This window comes from Kocuria rhizosphaericola (assembly GCF_044462205.1).
In the GTDB taxonomy this organism is placed as follows: Bacteria; Actinomycetota; Actinomycetes; order Actinomycetales; family Micrococcaceae; genus Kocuria; species Kocuria rhizosphaericola.
This window is the reverse complement of the sequence record NZ_JBISWK010000001.1, coordinates 1-18,457: the sequence shown is the minus strand read 5'-3', so window position 1 is coordinate 18,457 and position 18,457 is coordinate 1. Positions and strand designations below refer to the sequence as shown.

Here is an 18,457-nt window from a genome sequence, read left to right as displayed (position 1 = left end):
TGACCGAAGGTCGCCGCCCACGAGTCGAAGTCGTGGATCCCGGCCCGCTCCAACAACTCCGGGCCCAGATAGCGCTGCATCACGTACATCTCGGTGATCGAGTTGGCGATCGGTGTCGCGGTCGCCCCGGTCATCACCCGATCCCCGTGCTGGGACCGGAGGTACTCCACCTTGGCGTGCAGGTCACTGGCGCGCTTGGACCCATCGATCGCCGCGTCCTGGATGTTCGACGGGGTGGTCAGATTCTTGAAGTCGTGCAGCTCGTCCACCACCAGGTAGTCGATGCCGGTCTGCTCGAAGGTGATGCCGGGGTCGACTTCCCGGTCGGCTTTGGCCTTGAGGCGCTCCTCGAACCGCTGGAGGGCGGCCTCCATGCGCTTGACCGACATGCTCTCCGCCCCGCGCTCTGCCGCCCGTTGGCGGGCCGCCTGCAGCTCGGCCCGTTGCCGGTCGGCTTCCCGGGCGGAGTACGCATCGCGGCTGCCTGGAGAGAGCTCAATGCGCTCGAACGCGGTGCGGGTCATGATGATCCCGTCCCAGTCACTGGCCGCGGCCCTCGCGACGAAGACCCGCCGTTTCTCCCCGGCCAGATCCTCCGAGGACGCGGCGAGGATCTGGGCCTGGGGGTAGAGCTGCAGCCACTCGCGGGTGAACTGCTCGAGCATGTGGTTGGGCACCACCACCACGGGTTTGCGGGCCATCCCCAGCCGGCGCAGCTCCATCGCCCCGATGACCATCTCGGCGGTCTTGCCCGCCCCGACCTCGTGGAAGAGCCCCACCGAGGGTTCCGAGAGCATCCGGGCCACCGCCGCCCGCTGGTGCGGGCGGGGGGTGAAGTTCTTCACCAGCCCGGGGAAGGACAGCCGCTCTCCTTCGACCGTGTAGTCGCGCAGCACGATGGAGTTGAACCGCCGGTTGTACTCATCCACCAGCCCGGCCGCCCGGGCCGGGTCCTCCCACACCCACTCGCCGAAGCGCTCCTGCATCAGTTGCGCCTTCTCCTGGGCGGCGGTGGTCTCGGTGGCGTTGACCACCCGGCGGTTGCCTTCCGGGTCCGACGGGTCGGGGTCGGTGACCTGGATACGGCGCTGCTCGGCGAGGTTCTTAAAGATGTCCCCGGCGGCCATCCGCTCGGTGCCCCAGTCGTTGCGGGCGGCGAAGACGTGGCGGGAGGCCCGCACCTCCCAGTTCGCCCCGCTGATCCGATCCACCCGGGCACTGGGGTCTTTGATGATGTGGCGCAGGAACTGCTCGTGGATCTCCGGGGACACCCACACCGCCCCGATGCGGGCCTCGATCTCATCGGCCCCCAGCGGGGCCGGCAGCACCGCCTCCAGGGCCGCCACGTTCGTCTGGAACCGGGCCCCGGTGGTTGCCGCGGCCCGGGCGGCGTCCAGCTTCTGGCGCACGTCCCCGGACAGGTACTCGGCCCGGGTCTCATAGATGCCGTCCTCACCGGGCACCTCGTAGACCAGCTCCCCCAGCGCCTCGCGCGCCCCGGCCTCGTCGGTGCCCAGCAGCCGGGCGATATGGGGCAGGTCCACGGTGCCCAGCGTGTCCAGGGTGACGGCCAGTGCCTCATCTGGGGTGTCGACCCCGAGCACGGGACGGCGCGGCTGCACTTGCCGCTCCGAGAGCAGACCGGCCGCCACGGCGGTGCCCGATCCCTCGTCGAAGTGCTCCAGACCCAGCACCAGCGGCCCGAACGGGTCCCCGCGCAGCAACCGCACCGCCGGCGGAGTGACCCGGGCCAGGATGTCCGCCCCTGCCTCGTCGTACTTGCCGGTGCGCCGTTCAGTGAACCGATTGATCGGCCCGTACCGCTCCACATACGCCGTGTAGCTGCCCGCCAACTGGGCCCTCATAGCGTCGAGCTCCGGGGTGTCCTCGACGTTGGCCGCCTCCATCGTCAGCACCGCCCGCCCCTGATCACGCAGACCCAGCAGGGCCCGGAGTTCGCCCTGTTGCGTCCGTGGGACCTTCAGCGGGGCGTGCACCCCCTCCACGGTGACCTGGGTGAAGCCCGCCTCCCCGCGGTCGGTGATGTGCCCGATCTGCTCCTGCTCACCAGCCGGCACCAGGGCCGCGACCTCGAGCTCTTGCTCGCCAGTGCGTTCGGCCATCCCGCGCCCGGCCGCCAGGGCCTGTTTAATGATGTCGGATAGCTGCTCGTGCAGCCGGGCCCCGGTGGCCGCCAGGTCCTCCGCGCGCACGGTCAGGGTGGCGGAGCCGTACATGCCGTTGCCGATCACCGGCTCCCCAAGCACCCGCTCAGGGTGGGCGAGGAAGTAGGCGTTCATCCGCCCCTGCTGGCCATCCAGCTCCACCGGGGCGGTCTCCACCCACGACTGATCCAGCGGCTCCTCCCCGGGCAGGCGGCGCCGGAAAATCAGCACGTCGGTCAGCGCGTCCGTGCCGGCAGCCCGACGGTGGGCGCCGGTGGGCAGGCGCACCGCGCCCAACAGATCAGCGGTCTCGGCCATTTCCCGGCGGGCCGCGGGGTTCTGCGCGTCCAGGGTGAACGCGCTGGAGATCACCCCGACCACCCCACCAGGCCGGATCAGGGCCAAGGACTTGAGGATGAAGTGGTTGTGCATCGAATGCCCGGCCGCGTTGTGCCGGGGATCGTGCAAAGAGTTGCGGGAGAACGGGACGTTGCCTACCGCGGCGTCGAAGGCGCCACCGGGCATCCGGGTGTCGGCAAACGACTCCGTGCGGATGGTGGCCTGTGGGTAGATGGCCTGGGAGATCGCCGCGGTCACCGGATCCAGCTCCACCCCGGTCATCTGGGCCCCCTCCGGGGCCAGGCCGATGAAGGTGCCGGCACCGGAGCCGGGCTCCAGCACCCGCCCGTCCTCAAAACCCAGCCCGGTCAGGGCGCCCCAGACCTCGGCGGCGATCGCCGGGTCGGTGTAGTGGGCGTTGATGACCGTGCGCCGGGCGGCGGCGTACTCGGTTTCATCCAGCAGTTCGCGCAGTTCGGCCCGCTCGGCCTCGTACTCGGTGCGGGACTCGTCGAAGACTTCGGCGACCCCGCTGGCACCCCAGGAACCCCAGCGGGCCAGCGTGGTGCGCTCAGCTTCGGTGGCAGTCCGCTCCTCGGCCTGGAGGATGCGCAGCACCCGAAGCGCTGCGAGGTTGGCTCGGAACCTTGCCTGCGCCCCGGACGGGGCCAGGTCATCCTGGGCCCGAGGGACGAAGCGTCCCGAGCTCTCCGTGGGCGCAGATCCGGTGGTCGGCTCCAGCCCTACGGCCGCTCGGCCTCCTCCTGCGCCGACTCGTCCAGGAAGTCCCGATAAATCCGGTTCAGCTCTTTCATCTCCTCGAGAGTCTCGGCCATCCCCGACTCGGGATCCTCGTCTTCCTCCTGCTGCACGGAGGGGTCCGGGGTCAGCATCTCCGCGCGCACGATCTCTTCGGCCTGCATCTTCGCCGCGTTCAACCGCCCCACCTTCTCCAGATAGGTCTCCCCTTTCCTGTCCGGGCCGGCCAGCTCCATCATCAGCTCGCCCACCCGCTGCGCCGCCTCCTCCCCCAGCTGCTCGAACCACTGATCCGGGTCCGGGATCAGGGCGTACTCCGCCGGCGCGGTCGTCTTCCACGCTTCTTGCGCGAACTTGCCGTACGTGTTCATCACGAACCTCCTCAGGTTCCGGGAAGAGAAAGGCATCAATGCTCAGCTGCCCCTCGACTTGTGTCCTCTTGCGGGCTCGGGCCATGGGGGGATCTCCTGAGTGCGATCGGGAATCTCCCCCACACGCTACCCAGCCGCCTCACGACCGTTTTCGTGAACACGCACCAGCCAACTCGTATTATGTTGATATGTCAACCTTTAGATTCAAGTTCCTCACTGTCACACGCATTCAGGAAGATCCCACGTGCAATGCGGCAGACCTTGTAGTCGCCCGAAGGGGCAGCAGTCCCAGCCAATCAAGGTCCCGGATGGAATCATCGAGACATGGACCCCGCCCCCGCTTCACCTGAGTTGTTCAGCGCGCCTGTGGCAACGTGGGCGCTAATCGTGTCGATTCTCAGCTTCGCCACCGCCATGGTGGCTCTCGGTTGGCAAATCGCCAAGCACTTCCTCGACGGAGGCCGGGTCAAGGTCTACCTCAACACGGCCATCTGGGAACCGGAGGTCATGCTCATGACCAACCGGTCGGGACGCTTCGCACTTCAGAATGACCACAATGCTCGCAGCATCACGCACGGGCGGGCATTGGAGCTCGCCCAGCTAGTTGTCGAGAATCCGGGCAGAGTGCCGGTAACCATCTACTCACCCAGCCTGAGCTTCAGCGGACACGGCAAGAAGGACCATTCTGTCGGTCCGCGAATGTTCAAGACCGGAGGGTCGTTCGGCGCGGATGAGGCAGTCTCCAACGCGGTCGTACGACTCGAACCCTTCGGGCGCGTGACGTTCCTCCTCGACTACTGGAGCGTCATGCCGAACCTCCTCAAGAAGGCACCCAAGGGGCAGGTCGTCGTGCGAGGCTACGTCGGTGTCGCCGGTAGGACGAAAAGGCCTCAAAAATCCGGCTGGAACCTGCGTTGGCGGATCAATAGAGGGACTTACACCGCCATCGAGGGCTCGCCTAAGTTCACGCCGTTCAGCGTGATGTGGCGCGAGATGTACGTTCAGCTGCCAGAGCGCGCTGAGGATGAATCCCACCGACATCCTGATGCTGACCCGCCGATCACCCGAGGAATGCTGCGGTCCATGCTCGACGAGGCGATGTCTCGCTTCGACGCGCGCCCTGACCGCGAAGAACTGGCAGAAACCTTGAATGAGATCGCGATGGAACGCGGCGACAAGTTCCCGATGCTGGGCTACAGCACGCTCGAGGCCTACGAGGCACTAGATCGCATGGAGGGGCACCTCACGGACTGGCCAGAGGGCCTGTTCCACCTGACGCGGAAGCGCCGACAGGAGAACAAAAGCACAGACGTCAGTGCAGCCGATGCGTCGGATGAAGTCGACGCCGAGCCGACCGGCGACTCCTGTCCGTAAGTCGGCTCCAGGAGACTCCTTAGCCTGTCGTTTGCATTGGTTACGGTGTAAAGATCAACCACCGGAAGGAATCATGTCTCCTCGCAAAAGACGCCGGCGCACTCGGGAGCTCTTAGTCGATGCCGCGCTCTCTCTTGGTCTACTCGCCATGGCCCCCACCCTGATACCAATCATCGTTGACTCTGTGGCAGAGCTGACGGATGGCATGGTCGCCTCATACGTGACGGACGTGATGGTGGGGAGCCAGCCATAGCCAAAGCATTTAAGCGTGGTTGCACCCCGGTGGGTTCGATGATCTTCACTGTGGTGGCGTCCTCGCGCAGACGTAGTTGGCCCTAAAGCGCGGACGCATCACCGGCTTGGGGGACTACAACTTACGCCGACCCCCGCGCACTCGGGCGGTCACCACACACCTACTGGACCCGGATGACAGGATTGCTTCGTGAGCGAACAGATCCCTGAACTTGAGTCGTACATTAGCTTCCGCCTGGGGCAGTTGGCTGACCGCAACGAACACCACAAGTTCGAGGACATCGCCACGCGCATCACTCGCAAACGCATCAGCGCCAATATTCTCGTCGCCAACGGCCCAGTCAGTGCCGGTGGTGATCAGCAGCGGGACGCTGAGTCCTACACCACCCGTATCCCCGATGAGTTGCCCCACTCGGCTGGTTTCTCAGCTTCCGCCTCGACGTCACCTGTGGTGGTGGCATACACAATCCAGCGGGAGAAGTTAAAGGCGAAGGTCCTGGCGGACCTTGCCGGAATCTGCGCTGAAGGGGCCGCGCCGGTCGATCTCGTCACATTCTTCAGTGTGCATTCGATTCCGGAGTCGACGACTCACGAGCTCCAGCGGATCGCGCGGGAAACGTATGGGGTGACGCTGAACGTCTTCAGCGGGATGAAGATCGCCACGATGCTCGCCGAGCATGACCTGGTATGGGTAGCAAGGCACTACCTGGAGCTGCCGTCCTCCATGGTGCCTGACCCGGAGGGGGACACGGCCCCGCAATGGTACGAAGAGTTGCTGGAGAGCTTGCGTCGCAATCGTGGGCCAGCAGCCTTCACTCCGGCGACACAGGGCGAGATCTCTGATGGTTTACGGTTCGCCACTTGGGACAAGGACACGAACGCCGACCTGCCCGAATGGTTGGACTTCATGGGCGCGTTCCTCACTGATGACGACGCCCACGAGGACAGCGAACTGGTCTTCCGAGCCTGCTACGAGATGTCAGTAGCCCGGTTCCGTGGCATGGGTGTCGCCACAGGAGTCGAGGACCTCATCCGCCGCGCCATCAACTTCGCTTGCTCTAGTAATCAGACGAACATCCTCGATGATGCCGTGACCCTCGTATCGTACTGGGGCACGATGTGGAGCACCGGTGTCGCACAAGTCGAAGCAGCTGAAATTGCTGAGGCGAGCGAGCGTCTGCAAATCCATATCGCGTCCGAACTTGATACCACCGATATCTCCACATATCCGGTGCGCGCTGCGTCGTTGACCGGCACCCTATCGTTCCTGTGCCTCCTGCCCGATTGGGTAAAAGTGGAGAAAGAGCGTGGCCGTCCGGAGCTGGCTCAAGTCGCCCCACATGCCGGCATCAAGCTCGATGAATATGATGTCGACACCTCCTCTGTGGTCGAGGGCGACCTTGTCGATATTGCGGGCGCCATGACCTACCTCGACCAGCTCATCGATCTGCTCCCAAAAGCACGCCCATACTCGGTTGGAGTTCTCAGTCGAGTCTTCACGATGTTCGCGCCGGCCCTATCGTCGCAGCCGAACTACGCAAAGGTTCGCGACGGGCTGGACGCAGCGACCGCCGCCGTAGAAGGTGACGCCGCGATCGCAGACAAATGCCGCGCCCGCGGCGTGGCCTTCGTCAAGGCTGATAAGCCGCTTCAGGCACTGGCCGAGTTTCACAACGCGAAAGTGAACTGGTTCCACGGCGACTCGATGCTCGGCGCAATAATCGTGATGCGCTACATCGGAAGCCTGTACCGGGAGCTTGGACTGGCCTACGCAGCAAAAATGTACACCTGCACTGCCGCAATGATGGCGAACCAGAGCTCAGAAGACGCTGTGAAAGCACACGTTCCGAAGGCCCTCCTCGAGGCTGCAGGGGCCGCCCAGGCCAGCGGATGTTGGGTCGATGGAGCGCAGTTGACGGAAGTCGCTTTACTTGCCCATTACTCGCTTTCCACTGCCCCCTTTGACTTCGACAAGCACCCCGAGTTGAAGTCGCAGGCCCTGAACGAACTAACCACACTTGTTGCCGTCCGCAAGTTCTGGCCATCACTAGAGCCCCTATTCAGAGCTGCTCATTCTGGGACCGATTGGTACGAGTACCTTGCCGAGCAGTCCTCAGACCCAGAAAATTCAATGCCACTGGATGAAGAGCAATTCCAGAAACTTGCGTGTGAGCAAATTACAGGTCCCGTCTTGGCCGACCTAGGGACGCAACGCACAATTGACTTCAACACACTAGGAGTCCGATGGATTTTCACTTTCAAAAATAACCGATCCACAGTCCTGACTACGGAAGCTTTCTGTGCAGCATTTCAAGTCCTTCTCGCCGACATCGCCCGGCTAGAGCCGGCCTTTATTAAGTCCACTGTTCGAACATTCGTCGAAGTTGTAGCCGATGACTCGCGCGAAACTACTGGCGTCGAAATCGACGATTCCAATCCCGAAATTATAGTAAAAATCACGTTGCCCAATAGCACGACCGACCTTGAGGACATTCCCCGGAAGCTAGTAGCGACCGGATTGCAGTTGATTACCCCAATTTATGTGCGACCTTTAGGTGAGCTGCGGACAATCCTGGAGTCGTTGATGCGCGATGGCATTGCCAACAAAGTCATGGTAGCGCGGCCGTACCAAGAGGCCGCAGACCTCATGCCCGAGGGGCACTATGGGCGATGCACCGCAGCCGAAAGGCCATCGTCCTCCGATGGATTCAAGCCTGTAGAAAACGAACACTTGGCGGCATCCACGGCAGATGGTCCTGACTATGACCGTCAATACGCATTAGAACTCATCCGCCAACGGTATGAAGTTGCAGAAGAGGCCTGGAGATTCTCGCTTGCCGGCATCTTGACGGATGACCGCGGTCAAGCAGTCGTCACCGCACTCAGGGAAAACGGTTGGCTTGATTGGCAGATTCTAGTCGCCATCATGAATGCCGGACTTAATTGGCGAATGCAGCAACAAGGAATTAATCCACAGACCGTGACCCCGCAACAACTCCGCCAAATCGGTTCCCGACCAGAGACGCCAGACGAACCTCGGTTGCCTGTTGAGTTTGTACTTGACCAAATCGACGTTGGAATGTTCTTGCAAACCGCCACGGTGGCTCAAAGGTGGAAGCTTCGCAGCCGTAACGAAAGCCCCGGCGAAGGTGCACTTCGGGAACTGCTTACCCGCAGGTATCACTATGCCGAAGACGACGTTCCCCACCGCGATCTACTCGATTGCATCGACGAAGCAGGAGACCTGCTTCCCGTCCTCGACCCAACTGAGGCCTGAGGTCCATGCCTGATAGGCATGGACGGAAATTTGTGTCCCAGATCTTAGATTCCCAATTTTGGCCCATTTGATTTGTTCAGAACCGACCCTTGAAGCCCCCACTTCGACATGTTTGGCACAACTCCTATCGGTTAGGAGTCCGATATCCGGGCCATATGTAAAGCGGAGGGGACGGAGCCGTCCTTGCACCTACCTGCCCAGGGACCCACCAGCAATCGTTCGGTCGGTCCTGGGACCGTGGTTACCGTCTTGGACTCAGGGTGCTGGAGGCCCGTCAGGAGGCCGCTACTGCGACACACGAACCGTGAAACCTGGACGAGCCGGCGTGAGGTGATGGTCCCCGGCACACACCTCAACGGACGTACGTTGCCTGGCAGGTTAGGCCGGGCCGGTCGTGGTGATGGGGTTATCCGACCGCTGCAGGCTGCAGTTCGGCCAGGTGCGCCAGGTGTTCCTTGGTCTGGCGCACGAAGGCCCTCAGATTGGCCGAGCGGGCGTCGCGTCGCCAGGTGAGCCAGGTTTCTACTCGCCCCAAGTCGCCTTCGATGGGGTGGCAGGTGACGCGGTTGCCGCCGGGCAGGGTCTCGTAGAGGCTGCGTGGCATCATGCAGATCCCGGCCCCGGCGGCCACGCACGCGAGCATGCTGTAGTAAGAGGAGATCTCCACGACCCGGCCCGGGTTGATGGTGCTCTGCTCCATCCACTCCTCGAACCGTTGCCGGTAGGAGCACACGGTGCCGAAGACGAAGGCCGTGGGGTTGGATGCCCGGAATCCCTCGTCGATGGCCTTCACCGGCTCGGGGGTGAGGATGACCAGCTCCTCGGTGAAGGCGTGCAGGCCCGTGAGCACCGGTGAGGCCGGTGCGCCGTCGGTGAAGACGGCGTTGACCTGTCCGCTGAGCAGGTGGTCGAAGAGCATCCCGGAAGACCCGGCCGCCAGCTCGAGGTCCACCGCAGGGTAGTTGAGGTGGAACTCCGCCAGCAACGAGGGGATCCGCACCGCCGAGGTGCTCTCCAAGGCCCCGATGCGGAACCGCCCGCGGGGTTGCTCGCCGGTGGCCAGGGACTTGGCCTCCCCGGCGATGTCGATCAGCCGGCGGGCGTATTCCAGGAACGCCTCCCCTTCTGCGGAGAGAGTGACCTGCCGCTTGTCGCGCAGCAACAGGTCCATGCCCAGTTCCTTCTCCAGGAGCCGGATGCGGGTGGACACGTTCGAGGGGGCTCGCAGCATCTTCTCGGCGGCGGCGGTGATCCCGCCGTGCTCGGCCACGGCCACGAACATCTCCAGTTGGGCGAACTCCATCGTTCTCTTTTCCAGAAGCTTAGGTTCCGAAACTGCTTGTTCACAGCAGGGTGACACCCCTCTAGCCTTTTATCAAGAGGTCGCTAGCACAGACCGAGACAGATGGAAACCGATCGGGCCGAGAGATCGACCACACGGGGCAGTCATCTTCCTCACAGCGACCGGGGGCCCGATCCACCGCAGTGCCACTTCAGTGACACGTACCGGTTTGACGGCCCCACCCTCGCCGGCTCGGGCCGGTCGTCGGGCGGGAGCTCTCCCGGCCGATGGCTGACCCCCCGGGTGGACGCTCCCCCTCACCGTCGCGGTGAGGGCAGCGGACCATCTCGCGTACTTTCCCTGACCCGGCCCCCGGAAAGGACCGTAATTGTGACTGTCCAAGCATCAGCGACCGCGACGTCGCGCAACCCCGCCACCGGAGAGGTGATCGAGACCCACCCCTTCGTCAGCGCCGAGGACCTGGAGACGGTCTTGCACCGGGTACAGGCAGGATTCGAGCAGTGGAGCCAGACCAACCCCGAGACCCGGTGCGAGGTCCTGGCCCGGATGGCCGGGCTGATGCGCCGCGATGCCGAGCAGCTGGCCGCGCTGATCACCGCCGAGATGGGCAAGCCCATCACCCAGTCGAGGGCGGAGGTGGAGAAGGCGGCCCGGGTGATGTCCTGGTACGCCGAGAACGGGGCGGAGATCCTCGCCGACACCCCCACCCAGATCGGGCCCGAGGCCCACGTGTCATACCTGCCCCTGGGCCCGGTGCTGGCGGTGGAGCCGTGGAACTTCCCCGTCTGGCAGGTGATGCGCGGGGGGATCACGATCCTGCTGGGCGGCAACGCCTATGTCCTCAAGCCCGCCCCCAACGTGGTCGGCTGCGGTGTGGCGATCGAGGCCCTGTGGGTGGAGGCCGGGCTGCCAGAGGGAGCCTTCAGCGTCCTCAACGCCGACAACGAGGTGGTGTCGGCGGCCATTGCGGATCCGAGGATCGCGGCGGTGACGGTCACCGGCAGTGTGGGGGCCGGTGCGGCGATTGCCTCCCAGGCCGGCCGGGTGGTCAAGCGCAGCGTGCTGGAGCTGGGAGGGTCGGACGCCTTCATCGTCCTGGCCGACGCGGACCTGGAGGAAGCGGTGGACGCGGCGATCCAGGGCCGGTTCCAGAACAGCGGCCAGATCTGCATCGCCGCCAAGCGCATCATCCTCCACCACGAGATCGCCGAGGAGTTCACCGAGGCGTTCGTGGCCAAGGTCAAGAACCTGACAGTGGGAGACCCCACCGAGGAGGACACCTACATCGGGCCCATCGCCCGCGACGACATCCGCCAGGAGATCCACACCCAGGTCCAACGCACCCTGACCGAGGGCGCCCAGCTGCTGGCCGGCGGGGAACTCATCGACGGGCCGGGAAACTACTACCAGCCCACCGTCCTGGCCGGGGTCACGCCCTCGATGACAGCCTTCCGCGAGGAGATCTTCGGCCCCGTCGCCTCCCTGATCATCGCCGAGGACCTCGAAGACGCGATCGCCAAGGCCAACGACTCCCAGTTCGGGCTCTCCGCCAGCCTGTGGACCGCCGACGCGAACCTGGCCTCGACGGTGGCCCGGCGCCTGCAGGTGGGCGGGGTGTTCATCAACGGCATCGCCGTCTCCGATCCGCGGATCCCCATCGGCGGTGTGAAGAACAGCGGCTACGGCCGGGAACTGTCCCACTTCGGGGTCCACGAGTTCACCAACATCCAAGCCGTCTGGAACCGCGGCGGCACCGACGAAGGAGTAGCAGATTGAACCAGGAACTGTTCGACAAAGGTCTGGCCACCCGCCGCGAGGTCCTCGGCGACGCCTACGTCCAGCGCAGCCTCGACGGGGCCGACGAGTTCTCGATGCCGATGCAGGAGCTGGTCACCCAGTACTGCTGGGGTGACGTGTGGAACCGCCCGGGCCTGGAGCGGGCTCAACGCAGCCTGATCAACCTGGCCATGATCTCCGCCCTGAACCGCCCGCACGAACTCAAGGTCCACGTGCGCGGGGCGATCCGCAACGGGGTGACCAAGGAGCAGATCCAGGAGGTCTTCCTCCAGGTCGCCATCTACTGCGGGGCCCCGGCCGCCCTGGAGAGCTTCCGGCTGGCCCGGGAGGTCTTCACCGAGATGGACGCCGAAGCAACGGAGGCGCAGGCATGAGCACCATCGGATTCATCGGCCTGGGCAACATGGGCTTCCCCATGGCCGGGCGCCTGGCCGAGGCCGGGCACACGCTGATCGTCCAGGACCTGAGCACCGAGGCGGTGGAGAAGTTCCTCACCACCTACCCCACCACCGCGGCGGCGCAGGAGGCCGGGTGGCAGAACGCGGATGTGATCATCACGATGCTGCCGACGTCCGAGATCGTCGAGGCCGTCCTGCTCAAGGGCCGGGTCGTGGCCGGGGCCTCGTTGAACACTCTGTTCATCGACATGTCCTCGGCTGAGCCCACCCGCTCTCAGCAGCTCGGATCCACGCTGGAGGAGAAGGGGATGCGCTATGTCGACGCCCCGGTCTCCGGGGGTGTGCGCGGGGCGGTCAACGGGCAGCTGGCCATCATGGCCGGCGGGGCTGCCGCCGACGTGCACGAGGCGATGCCTTTGTTCGAGGTGATGGGCAAGTCCACCATCCACGTCGGGGCCCCCGGGTCCGGGCACGCGGCCAAGGCGCTGAACAACCTCGTCTCGGCGGCCTCGGTGGCCGTGACCGTTGAGGCCCTGCACATCGGGGAACGCTTCGGGATCGACCCGCAGACCCTCACCGAGGTGCTCAACGCCTCCTCCGGGCGCAGCAACACCTCCGAGAACAAGGTCGCCCAGTTCATGCTGTCGGGCTCCTACGGCTCCGGGTTCCCCATCGGGCTGATGACCAAGGACGTCAACATCGCCCTGGCCCTGGCCGAGGAACTGGGCGTGGAGGCCGAGCTCAGCCACCACTGCGCCGAGCTGTGGCGCAAGACCGTCGAGGAGGGTTTCGGCCTCGAGGACCACACCAAGATGTACGCCCTCCTCGACCGCCCCACTTCCACCGTTCCGACCACTGATGAAAGGCAAGCCCATGCGTGACTTCACCGATGTGCTCCACCACGCCACCGAGGACTTCGAGTTCTCCCGGGAGATGCGCTACTACACCGGCAAACTCCACGTGACCATCGGGGAGCAGGCATGGGAGGCCGCCTACGACGACGGCCGCCTCGTCTCCGTCGAGGAGGCCGGCACCGACCCGCAGGACGCCGCGATCGCCATCACCGGCACCCGCGAACAGTGGGAGGAGATGACTGCCGAGCACCCCCGGCCCTTCTTCCAGTCCCTGCAGTCCTCCTCGATCAAGCACGGGGTGCAGCTGAGCAACACCGACCAGTTCTACGCCTATCTGCCGGCCCTGAACCGGCTGATGCAGATCTTCCGCCAGCTCAACGTCCAAGGAGCTTAAGTCATGGCCAAGCACGAGCCGATCACCGGCCACTACGTCTACCTCACCGTCGAGGACATCGAGTACCGGGTCTACTACGAGGAGGCCGGCCAGGGAATCCCGCTGATCGTGGGCCACACCGCCGGCTCCGACGGGCGTCAGTACCGGCACATGCTCAACGACCCGGAGGTCACGGACCGCTACCGCGTCATCGCCTTCGACCTGCCCTTCCACGGCAAGTCTCTGCCGCCCCATGGGGAGAAGTGGTGGGAGCAGGAGTACCAGATGACCAAGGCCCGCATGATCGCCTTCCCCAACGCCCTGGCAGAGGCCCTCGAGCTGGACAGCCCGGTCTACATGGGCAGCTCCATGGGCGGTCACTTGGCCATCGACCTGGCCTCCAAGCACGCCGACCGCTACCGGGCGACCATCGCCGTGGAAGGCGCCCTGCGCTCGGCCGCGGAATACGTCGATGTCGGCATGGCAGGGATCCGCCGGGAGTACGACAATCCGAAGGTCTCGCGCACCTCCACCGGGGCGGCGATGATGCTCAACATCTCCCCGTACAGCCCCGAGGCGAACGTGCGCGAGATCCAGTGGGAGTACCAGTGCGGTGGACCCGGGGTGTTCGCCGGAGACCTCTACTACTACTACTACGACCACCACGTCACCCCGGAGGAGGCCCGGGCCATCGACACCAGCCAGTGCATGCTCTACCTGCTCACCGGCGAGTACGACCCCAACACCTCCCCGGCCGAGACCCAGGAGCTGGCCGACCTGGTGCCCGGGTGCAAGTTCTGGGCGATGCCCAAACTGGGCCACTTCCCGGTGACGGAGAACTACGAGGAGTTCCGCCAGTATCTGCTGCCGATCCTGCAGGAGATCAGCGACAAGTCCGATCTGCCCGCACTGGATGAAGCCGGCAGCACCCCTCAGTAGTCACAGGCCCCGGCGGCTGGCCGCCCGCCTGACCAACCGGCCACCCTCTCACTCCCGTCGGGACGCGTGAAGCACGCGGCCCTCACTCAGCACACCCTCGTATCACTCACGGACATCACGTCACGGGCACCAAGTGCTTCCCTGACGTCCCGTCACCACCATGGAGGTGGATCATGTCGATCCAAAACGAAACCGATTGGCGGCCTGCGCCCGTCACCAACCGGCAGATCAAGTTCGCCACCGTGCTGGCCTTCTTCGCCTGGGCCTTCGCTGTCTACGACTTCATCCTCTTCGGCATCCTGCTCCCAGAGATCGGCCGGGATCTCGACCTGGACACTGCGGAACAGGCTGAACTGGTCACCTGGATGGCCATCGGCGCTGTGCTGCTGGGTCTGCTCGCCGGGCCGGTCGTGGACAAGTTCGGCCGCAAGGCCGGGATGGCCTTCACCACCGCCGGGGCCGGCATCGCTTCTGCCCTCACGGCCCTGGCCGCCGTCGTCCCGCTCTGGGGACTGGTGGCCATCCGTTCGCTCAGCGGGCTGGGCCTGTCCGAACAAGGCGTCAACGGGGCCTACCTCAGCGAGCTCTACGGGGCCTCCGATGATCCGCGGATCAAGAAGCGCCAGGGATTCATCTACTCCCTGGTCCAGGGAGGCTGGCCGGTCGGGGCGATCCTGGCCGCCGCGCTGACAGCGATCCTGCTCCCGATCATCGGATGGGCCGGCTGCTTCGTCTTCGCCGCGATCCCCTCCCTGATCGTCGCCGCCCTGGCCCGCAAACTGCGCGAGTCCCCGCAGTTCCAGTCCGTACAGAAGCTGCGACGGCTCCAGGACAAGGGCGCCCATCAGGAAGCCGAGCAGCTCTCGGCCTCCCTGGGCATCGAGGAGCACGAGACCCGCAGCACCCTGGCCGACATCTTCCGCGGCCGCAGCCTGCGCACCACCCTCTCTCTGTCCATGGGGCACATCCTGAACTTCTTCTCCGTGCAGGTCTTCAGCGTCCTGGGCACCACCGTGCTGGTCAACGTGCACAACGTGTCCTTCACGAACTCGTTGGCCATCCTGCTGATGTCCAACGTCATCGCCTACCTGGGCTATCTCACCCACGGGTTCCTGGGCGACCGGTTCGGGCGGCGCAACGTCATCGCCTTCGGCTGGATCACCGGCGGCATCGTGTTCACCGCGATGATCTTCGGACCCAGCGATTTCTGGACCGTCGTGGCGCTCTACAGCCTCGGCACCTTCTTCCTCATCGGCCCCTACTCCTGCGTCCTGTTCTTCGTCGGGGAGTCCTTTGAGACCCGCATTCGCGGCCGCGGCGCTGCCTTCGTCGCCGCGGTCGGCCCGATCGGGGCGATCCTCTCCTCCGCCCTGGCCGCCACCCTCCTGGCCAACGACGGCACCTGGGCCACCGCCGCGTTCCTCTTCGGCGCCATCCCCTGCGCGCTCTCCGGGGTAGCGGTCCTGTTCTCCCGCAAGCACCCGCACGTCGTGGACCCCGTCCACGCCCACCCCGGTGCCGCGGAGGTCGAGACCGAGCTGGCCGACTGACGGCCACCGGATCCGGCAGGACACCTTCGACCCCGCCGTCGGCTCTGCCCACCTGTGAAGGGCGGAGCCGACGGCGGACTCACACCACCACCCCGGCACCACCCCACATGGGCTTCTCACGGCCTCAGAGCCGCCACCATTCCACCAACCTGGGAGAAACCAATCATGGACACCTCAATCCACAGCGGCCGCCTGGCCTTCATGGCCGAACCCCGCGTGCTCGACTTCGCCGAGTACCCCGTCCCGGAACCGGAGCCCAACGGGCTGGTCATGGAGATCAGCCGAGCCAACGTCTGCGGATCCGAGCTGCACATCTGGAACGGCCGCCACCCGGTGAAGAAGCGCGGCGGACTGGGCCACGAAATGGTCGGACGCGTCGCTGCCCTCGGAGAAGACAAAACCACCGACAGCCGCGGCGACGCCCTCAGCGTGGGCGACCGGGTGGTGTGCACCTACTTCCAGACCTGCGAACAGTGCCGCCGCTGCGCCGACGGGCAGCGCAACCTCTGCGACGACGCCTACCAGTTCTTCGGCAGACAACCTGAAGAGGCACCGCACTTCCACGCCGCCTTCGCCACCCACTACGTCGTCCACCCCCGCCAGCACGTCTACAAGGTCCCCGACGTCATCCCCGACTCCGTGGCCGCCAGCGCCAACTGCGCACTGTCCCAGGTCATGTTCGGGCTGGACTCCGTCGGGCTGCAGTACGGGGAGACCGTGCTCATCCAGGGCGCCGGCGGCCTGGGGCTCAACGCCGCCGCGCTGGCCAAGGCACGCGGCGCCCACGTCATCGTCATCGACGCAGTGGCCTCCCGGCTGGAGCAGGCCAAGCGTTTCGGTGCCTACGACGTCGTGGACCTCACCAAGATCCCCGACCTCGCGGACCGCGTGGCCCACGTCCAGGAGCTGGCCGGTGGGCAGGGACCCGATGTGGCCATGGAAGTCACCGGGGTCCCGGCCGCCTTCAGCGAAGGCCTCCAGCAACTGCGCCGCGGCGGACGCTACCTGGTGATGGGCAACCTCTCCCCCGGGTCCACGGTGCCCTTCGATCCCGGCTACGTCACCCGCAAGGCCCTGACCATCAAGCACGTGGACCGCTACGACGGCCGCTACCTCGCCAAGGCCCTGGACTTCCTGGCCCGCAACCTCGACACCTACCCCTTCGAGGATCTCGTCGACGCCGAGTTCAGCCTCGACGACCTCGGGACGGCCCTGGAGAAGTCCCTGGCGCGCGAGGTCACTCGCGCCGCCATCGTTCTCTGACCCCACAGCGACCAGGCCACTTGCCACCGCCGGCCGCGCCGCCCAGCGGCGTTGAAAGGAATACCACCGTGACCACCAAAACCGCCCCACCCAGTCCTGCCCTGACCCCCGAGCAGCTGCGCCGGCGCAGCGTGTTCTCGGGCACCATCGGCGCCATCGTCGAGTGGTACGAGTACACCGTCTACGGCACCGCCGCCGCTCTGGTCTTCGGCAGCCTTTTCTTCCCCAGCGAGAACGAGGCCGTCTCCCAGATCGCCGCCCTGGCCAGCTTCGGGGTCGGCTTCCTCGCCCGACCCCTCGGGGCCTTCATCGCCGGACACCTCGGGGACCGGATCGGACGCAAGGCCACCCTGCTGATCACTTTCACCATCATGAGTCTGGCCACCGCCGGCATCGGTCTGCTGCCCACCTACCAGCAGGTCGGGCTCATGGCCCCGATCCTGCTGTGCGTGCTGCGGCTGGCTCAGGGCTTCGCCGTCGGCGGCGAATGGGGCGGAGCCGCCATCATCGCCGTGGAGAACGCCCCCAAGGGGCGGCGCGGATTCTACGGTTCCTGGCCGCAAATCGGTGTGTCTTGCGGGCTGCTGCTCGGCACCGCCGCCGTGTGGCTGGCCCAGATCATCTCCGGAGACCAGTTCGACACCTGGGGATGGCGCCTGCCCTTCCTGGTGAGCATCGTCCTGGCCGCCGTGGGCCTCTACATCCGGATGCGCGCCGTGGAGAGCCCGGCCTTCCTGGAGGCCAAGAAGGAGGCCGAAGAGCACCAGCTCGAGGAGGTCGCCCCGATCCCGGTGGTGTTCAAGCACCACAAGAAGTCGCTGCTGATCGCGATGTTCTCCCGCTTCGCCGAAGCCGGGAATTACTACCTCTTCACCGTCTTCATGCTCTCCTACGTGGCCTCCACCCTGGACCTGCCCTCCAGCTACGGACTCACCGCCGTGATGATCGGCTCGGCCCTGAACATCATCATGATCCCGATCTTCGGACGCATCTCCGACACCATCGGGCGGAAGAAGACCTTCTTCTTCGGCGCAACCGTCATCGCCATCTCGGCCTGGCCCATCTTCGCCCTCATCGACACCGGAAACCCCTGGGCCATCATCCTCGGCGTGGCCATCTTCCTCACCTTCGGCCACCCGGCCGTGTACTCGGTGCTGCCAGCCTTCTACTGCGAGCTGTTCCCCACCAAGGTCCGCTACACCGGCATCTCGGTCGGCTACCAGCTCGCGGCCATCCTCCTGGCCGGCTTCACCCCCGTGATCGCACAAGCCCTCGTCGCCTGGTCCGGCGGCTACTGGCCCCTCGTCGTCGTGGTCGTCGTGACCGCTACGATCGCCGCCATCGCCGTGGCCGCCTCGAAGGAGACCAAGGACGTCGACCTCAACGCCGTCGAAGGCTAACCAGGTCACTCACGAACCGTAAGACTGAGGCGGGCCTCCCATT

12 protein-coding genes and 1 pseudogene are annotated in these 18,457 nt (G+C 65.3%); 10 read left to right on the top strand and 3 right to left on the bottom strand.

All coding sequences use genetic code 11. The annotated features are described in order from the left end of the window. Positions 1 to 3,122: pseudogene (locus tag ACH9D2_RS00065) on the bottom strand (helicase); the annotation flags it as partial. Positions 3,123 to 3,247: 125 nt separating this feature from the next. Continuing rightward, entirely contained in the window at positions 3,248 to 3,634 is a 387-nt protein-coding gene (locus tag ACH9D2_RS00060; protein WP_396360665.1) for a TnpV protein, read from the bottom strand. A 324-nt stretch (positions 3,635 to 3,958) separates the two neighbouring features. Between ACH9D2_RS00060 and ACH9D2_RS00055 the strand changes: the two genes are divergently transcribed. Continuing rightward, positions 3,959 to 5,008: a hypothetical protein gene (locus ACH9D2_RS00055; protein WP_396360664.1), complete on the top strand. Its 1,050-nt coding sequence runs from the start codon at positions 3,959 to 3,961 to the stop codon at positions 5,006 to 5,008. Between the two features lie 442 nt (positions 5,009 to 5,450). Beyond that, positions 5,451 to 8,537 (top strand): hypothetical protein, encoded by a 3,087-nt coding sequence (locus tag ACH9D2_RS00050; protein WP_396360663.1) that lies wholly within the window; start codon positions 5,451 to 5,453, stop codon positions 8,535 to 8,537. Positions 8,538 to 8,943: 406 nt separating this feature from the next. Here ACH9D2_RS00050 and ACH9D2_RS00045 read toward each other — a convergent pair whose 3' ends face one another. Next, entirely contained in the window at positions 8,944 to 9,840 is an 897-nt protein-coding gene (locus tag ACH9D2_RS00045) for a LysR substrate-binding domain-containing protein (RefSeq protein ID WP_396360662.1), read from the bottom strand. Positions 9,841 to 10,209: 369 nt separating this feature from the next. Here ACH9D2_RS00045 and ACH9D2_RS00040 point away from each other — a divergent pair, with 369 nt between their 5' ends. From ACH9D2_RS00040 to ACH9D2_RS00005, 8 genes are all read left to right on the top strand, one after another. Next, positions 10,210 to 11,616 carry an NAD-dependent succinate-semialdehyde dehydrogenase gene (locus tag ACH9D2_RS00040; protein ID WP_396360661.1) on the top strand — a complete coding sequence of 469 codons (1,407 nt, stop codon included), beginning with the start codon at positions 10,210 to 10,212 and terminating at the stop codon, positions 11,614 to 11,616. Further along, positions 11,613 to 12,011 carry a 4-carboxymuconolactone decarboxylase gene (gene pcaC, locus ACH9D2_RS00035; RefSeq protein ID WP_396360660.1) on the top strand — a complete coding sequence of 133 codons (399 nt, stop codon included), beginning with the start codon at positions 11,613 to 11,615 and terminating at the stop codon, positions 12,009 to 12,011. Before ACH9D2_RS00040 ends, pcaC begins: the two co-directional genes overlap by 4 nt. Continuing rightward, a complete protein-coding gene (locus tag ACH9D2_RS00030) occupies positions 12,008 to 12,916 on the top strand; it encodes an NAD(P)-binding domain-containing protein (RefSeq protein WP_396360659.1) in 909 nt (302 codons plus the stop codon). Before pcaC ends, ACH9D2_RS00030 begins: the two co-directional genes overlap by 4 nt. Next, positions 12,894 to 13,283 (top strand): hypothetical protein, encoded by a 390-nt coding sequence (locus tag ACH9D2_RS00025; protein ID WP_396360658.1) that lies wholly within the window; start codon positions 12,894 to 12,896, stop codon positions 13,281 to 13,283. The genes ACH9D2_RS00030 and ACH9D2_RS00025 overlap by 23 nt, the downstream gene beginning before the upstream one ends. A gap of 3 nt (positions 13,284 to 13,286) precedes the next feature. Further along, positions 13,287 to 14,201, top strand: coding sequence for an alpha/beta fold hydrolase (locus ACH9D2_RS00020; protein ID WP_396360657.1), 915 nt, complete (start codon positions 13,287 to 13,289; stop codon positions 14,199 to 14,201). 173 nt (positions 14,202 to 14,374) lie between these two features. After that, complete coding sequence (locus tag ACH9D2_RS00015) at positions 14,375 to 15,751, top strand: MFS transporter (protein ID WP_396360656.1); 1,377 nt, start codon at positions 14,375 to 14,377, stop codon at positions 15,749 to 15,751. Between the two features lie 165 nt (positions 15,752 to 15,916). After that, the gene (locus ACH9D2_RS00010) at positions 15,917 to 17,014 is read left to right on the top strand and encodes a zinc-binding dehydrogenase (protein WP_396360655.1); all 1,098 of its coding nucleotides are present in this window, start codon (positions 15,917 to 15,919) and stop codon (positions 17,012 to 17,014) included. A gap of 68 nt (positions 17,015 to 17,082) precedes the next feature. Further along, positions 17,083 to 18,414 carry an MFS transporter gene (locus ACH9D2_RS00005; protein WP_396360654.1) on the top strand — a complete coding sequence of 444 codons (1,332 nt, stop codon included), beginning with the start codon at positions 17,083 to 17,085 and terminating at the stop codon, positions 18,412 to 18,414. Positions 18,415 to 18,457 lie beyond the last annotated feature (43 nt).

Bases quoted from the DNA above. Each gene is read 5' to 3' on its own strand.
- ACH9D2_RS00060 (WP_396360665.1), bottom strand. From the start codon at position 3,634: ATGAACACGTACGGCAAGTTCGCGCAAGAAGCGTGGAAGACGACCGCG.
- ACH9D2_RS00055 (WP_396360664.1), top strand. From the start codon at position 3,959: ATGGACCCCGCCCCCGCTTCACCTGAGTTGTTCAGCGCGCCTGTGGCA.
- ACH9D2_RS00045 (WP_396360662.1), bottom strand. From the start codon at position 9,840: ATGGAGTTCGCCCAACTGGAGATGTTCGTGGCCGTGGCCGAGCACGGC.
- ACH9D2_RS00030 (WP_396360659.1), top strand. From the start codon at position 12,008: ATGAGCACCATCGGATTCATCGGCCTGGGCAACATGGGCTTCCCCATG.
- ACH9D2_RS00025 (WP_396360658.1), top strand. From the start codon at position 12,894: ATGAAAGGCAAGCCCATGCGTGACTTCACCGATGTGCTCCACCACGCC.
- ACH9D2_RS00020 (WP_396360657.1), top strand. From the start codon at position 13,287: ATGGCCAAGCACGAGCCGATCACCGGCCACTACGTCTACCTCACCGTC.
- ACH9D2_RS00015 (WP_396360656.1), top strand. From the start codon at position 14,375: ATGTCGATCCAAAACGAAACCGATTGGCGGCCTGCGCCCGTCACCAAC.
- ACH9D2_RS00010 (WP_396360655.1), top strand. From the start codon at position 15,917: ATGGACACCTCAATCCACAGCGGCCGCCTGGCCTTCATGGCCGAACCC.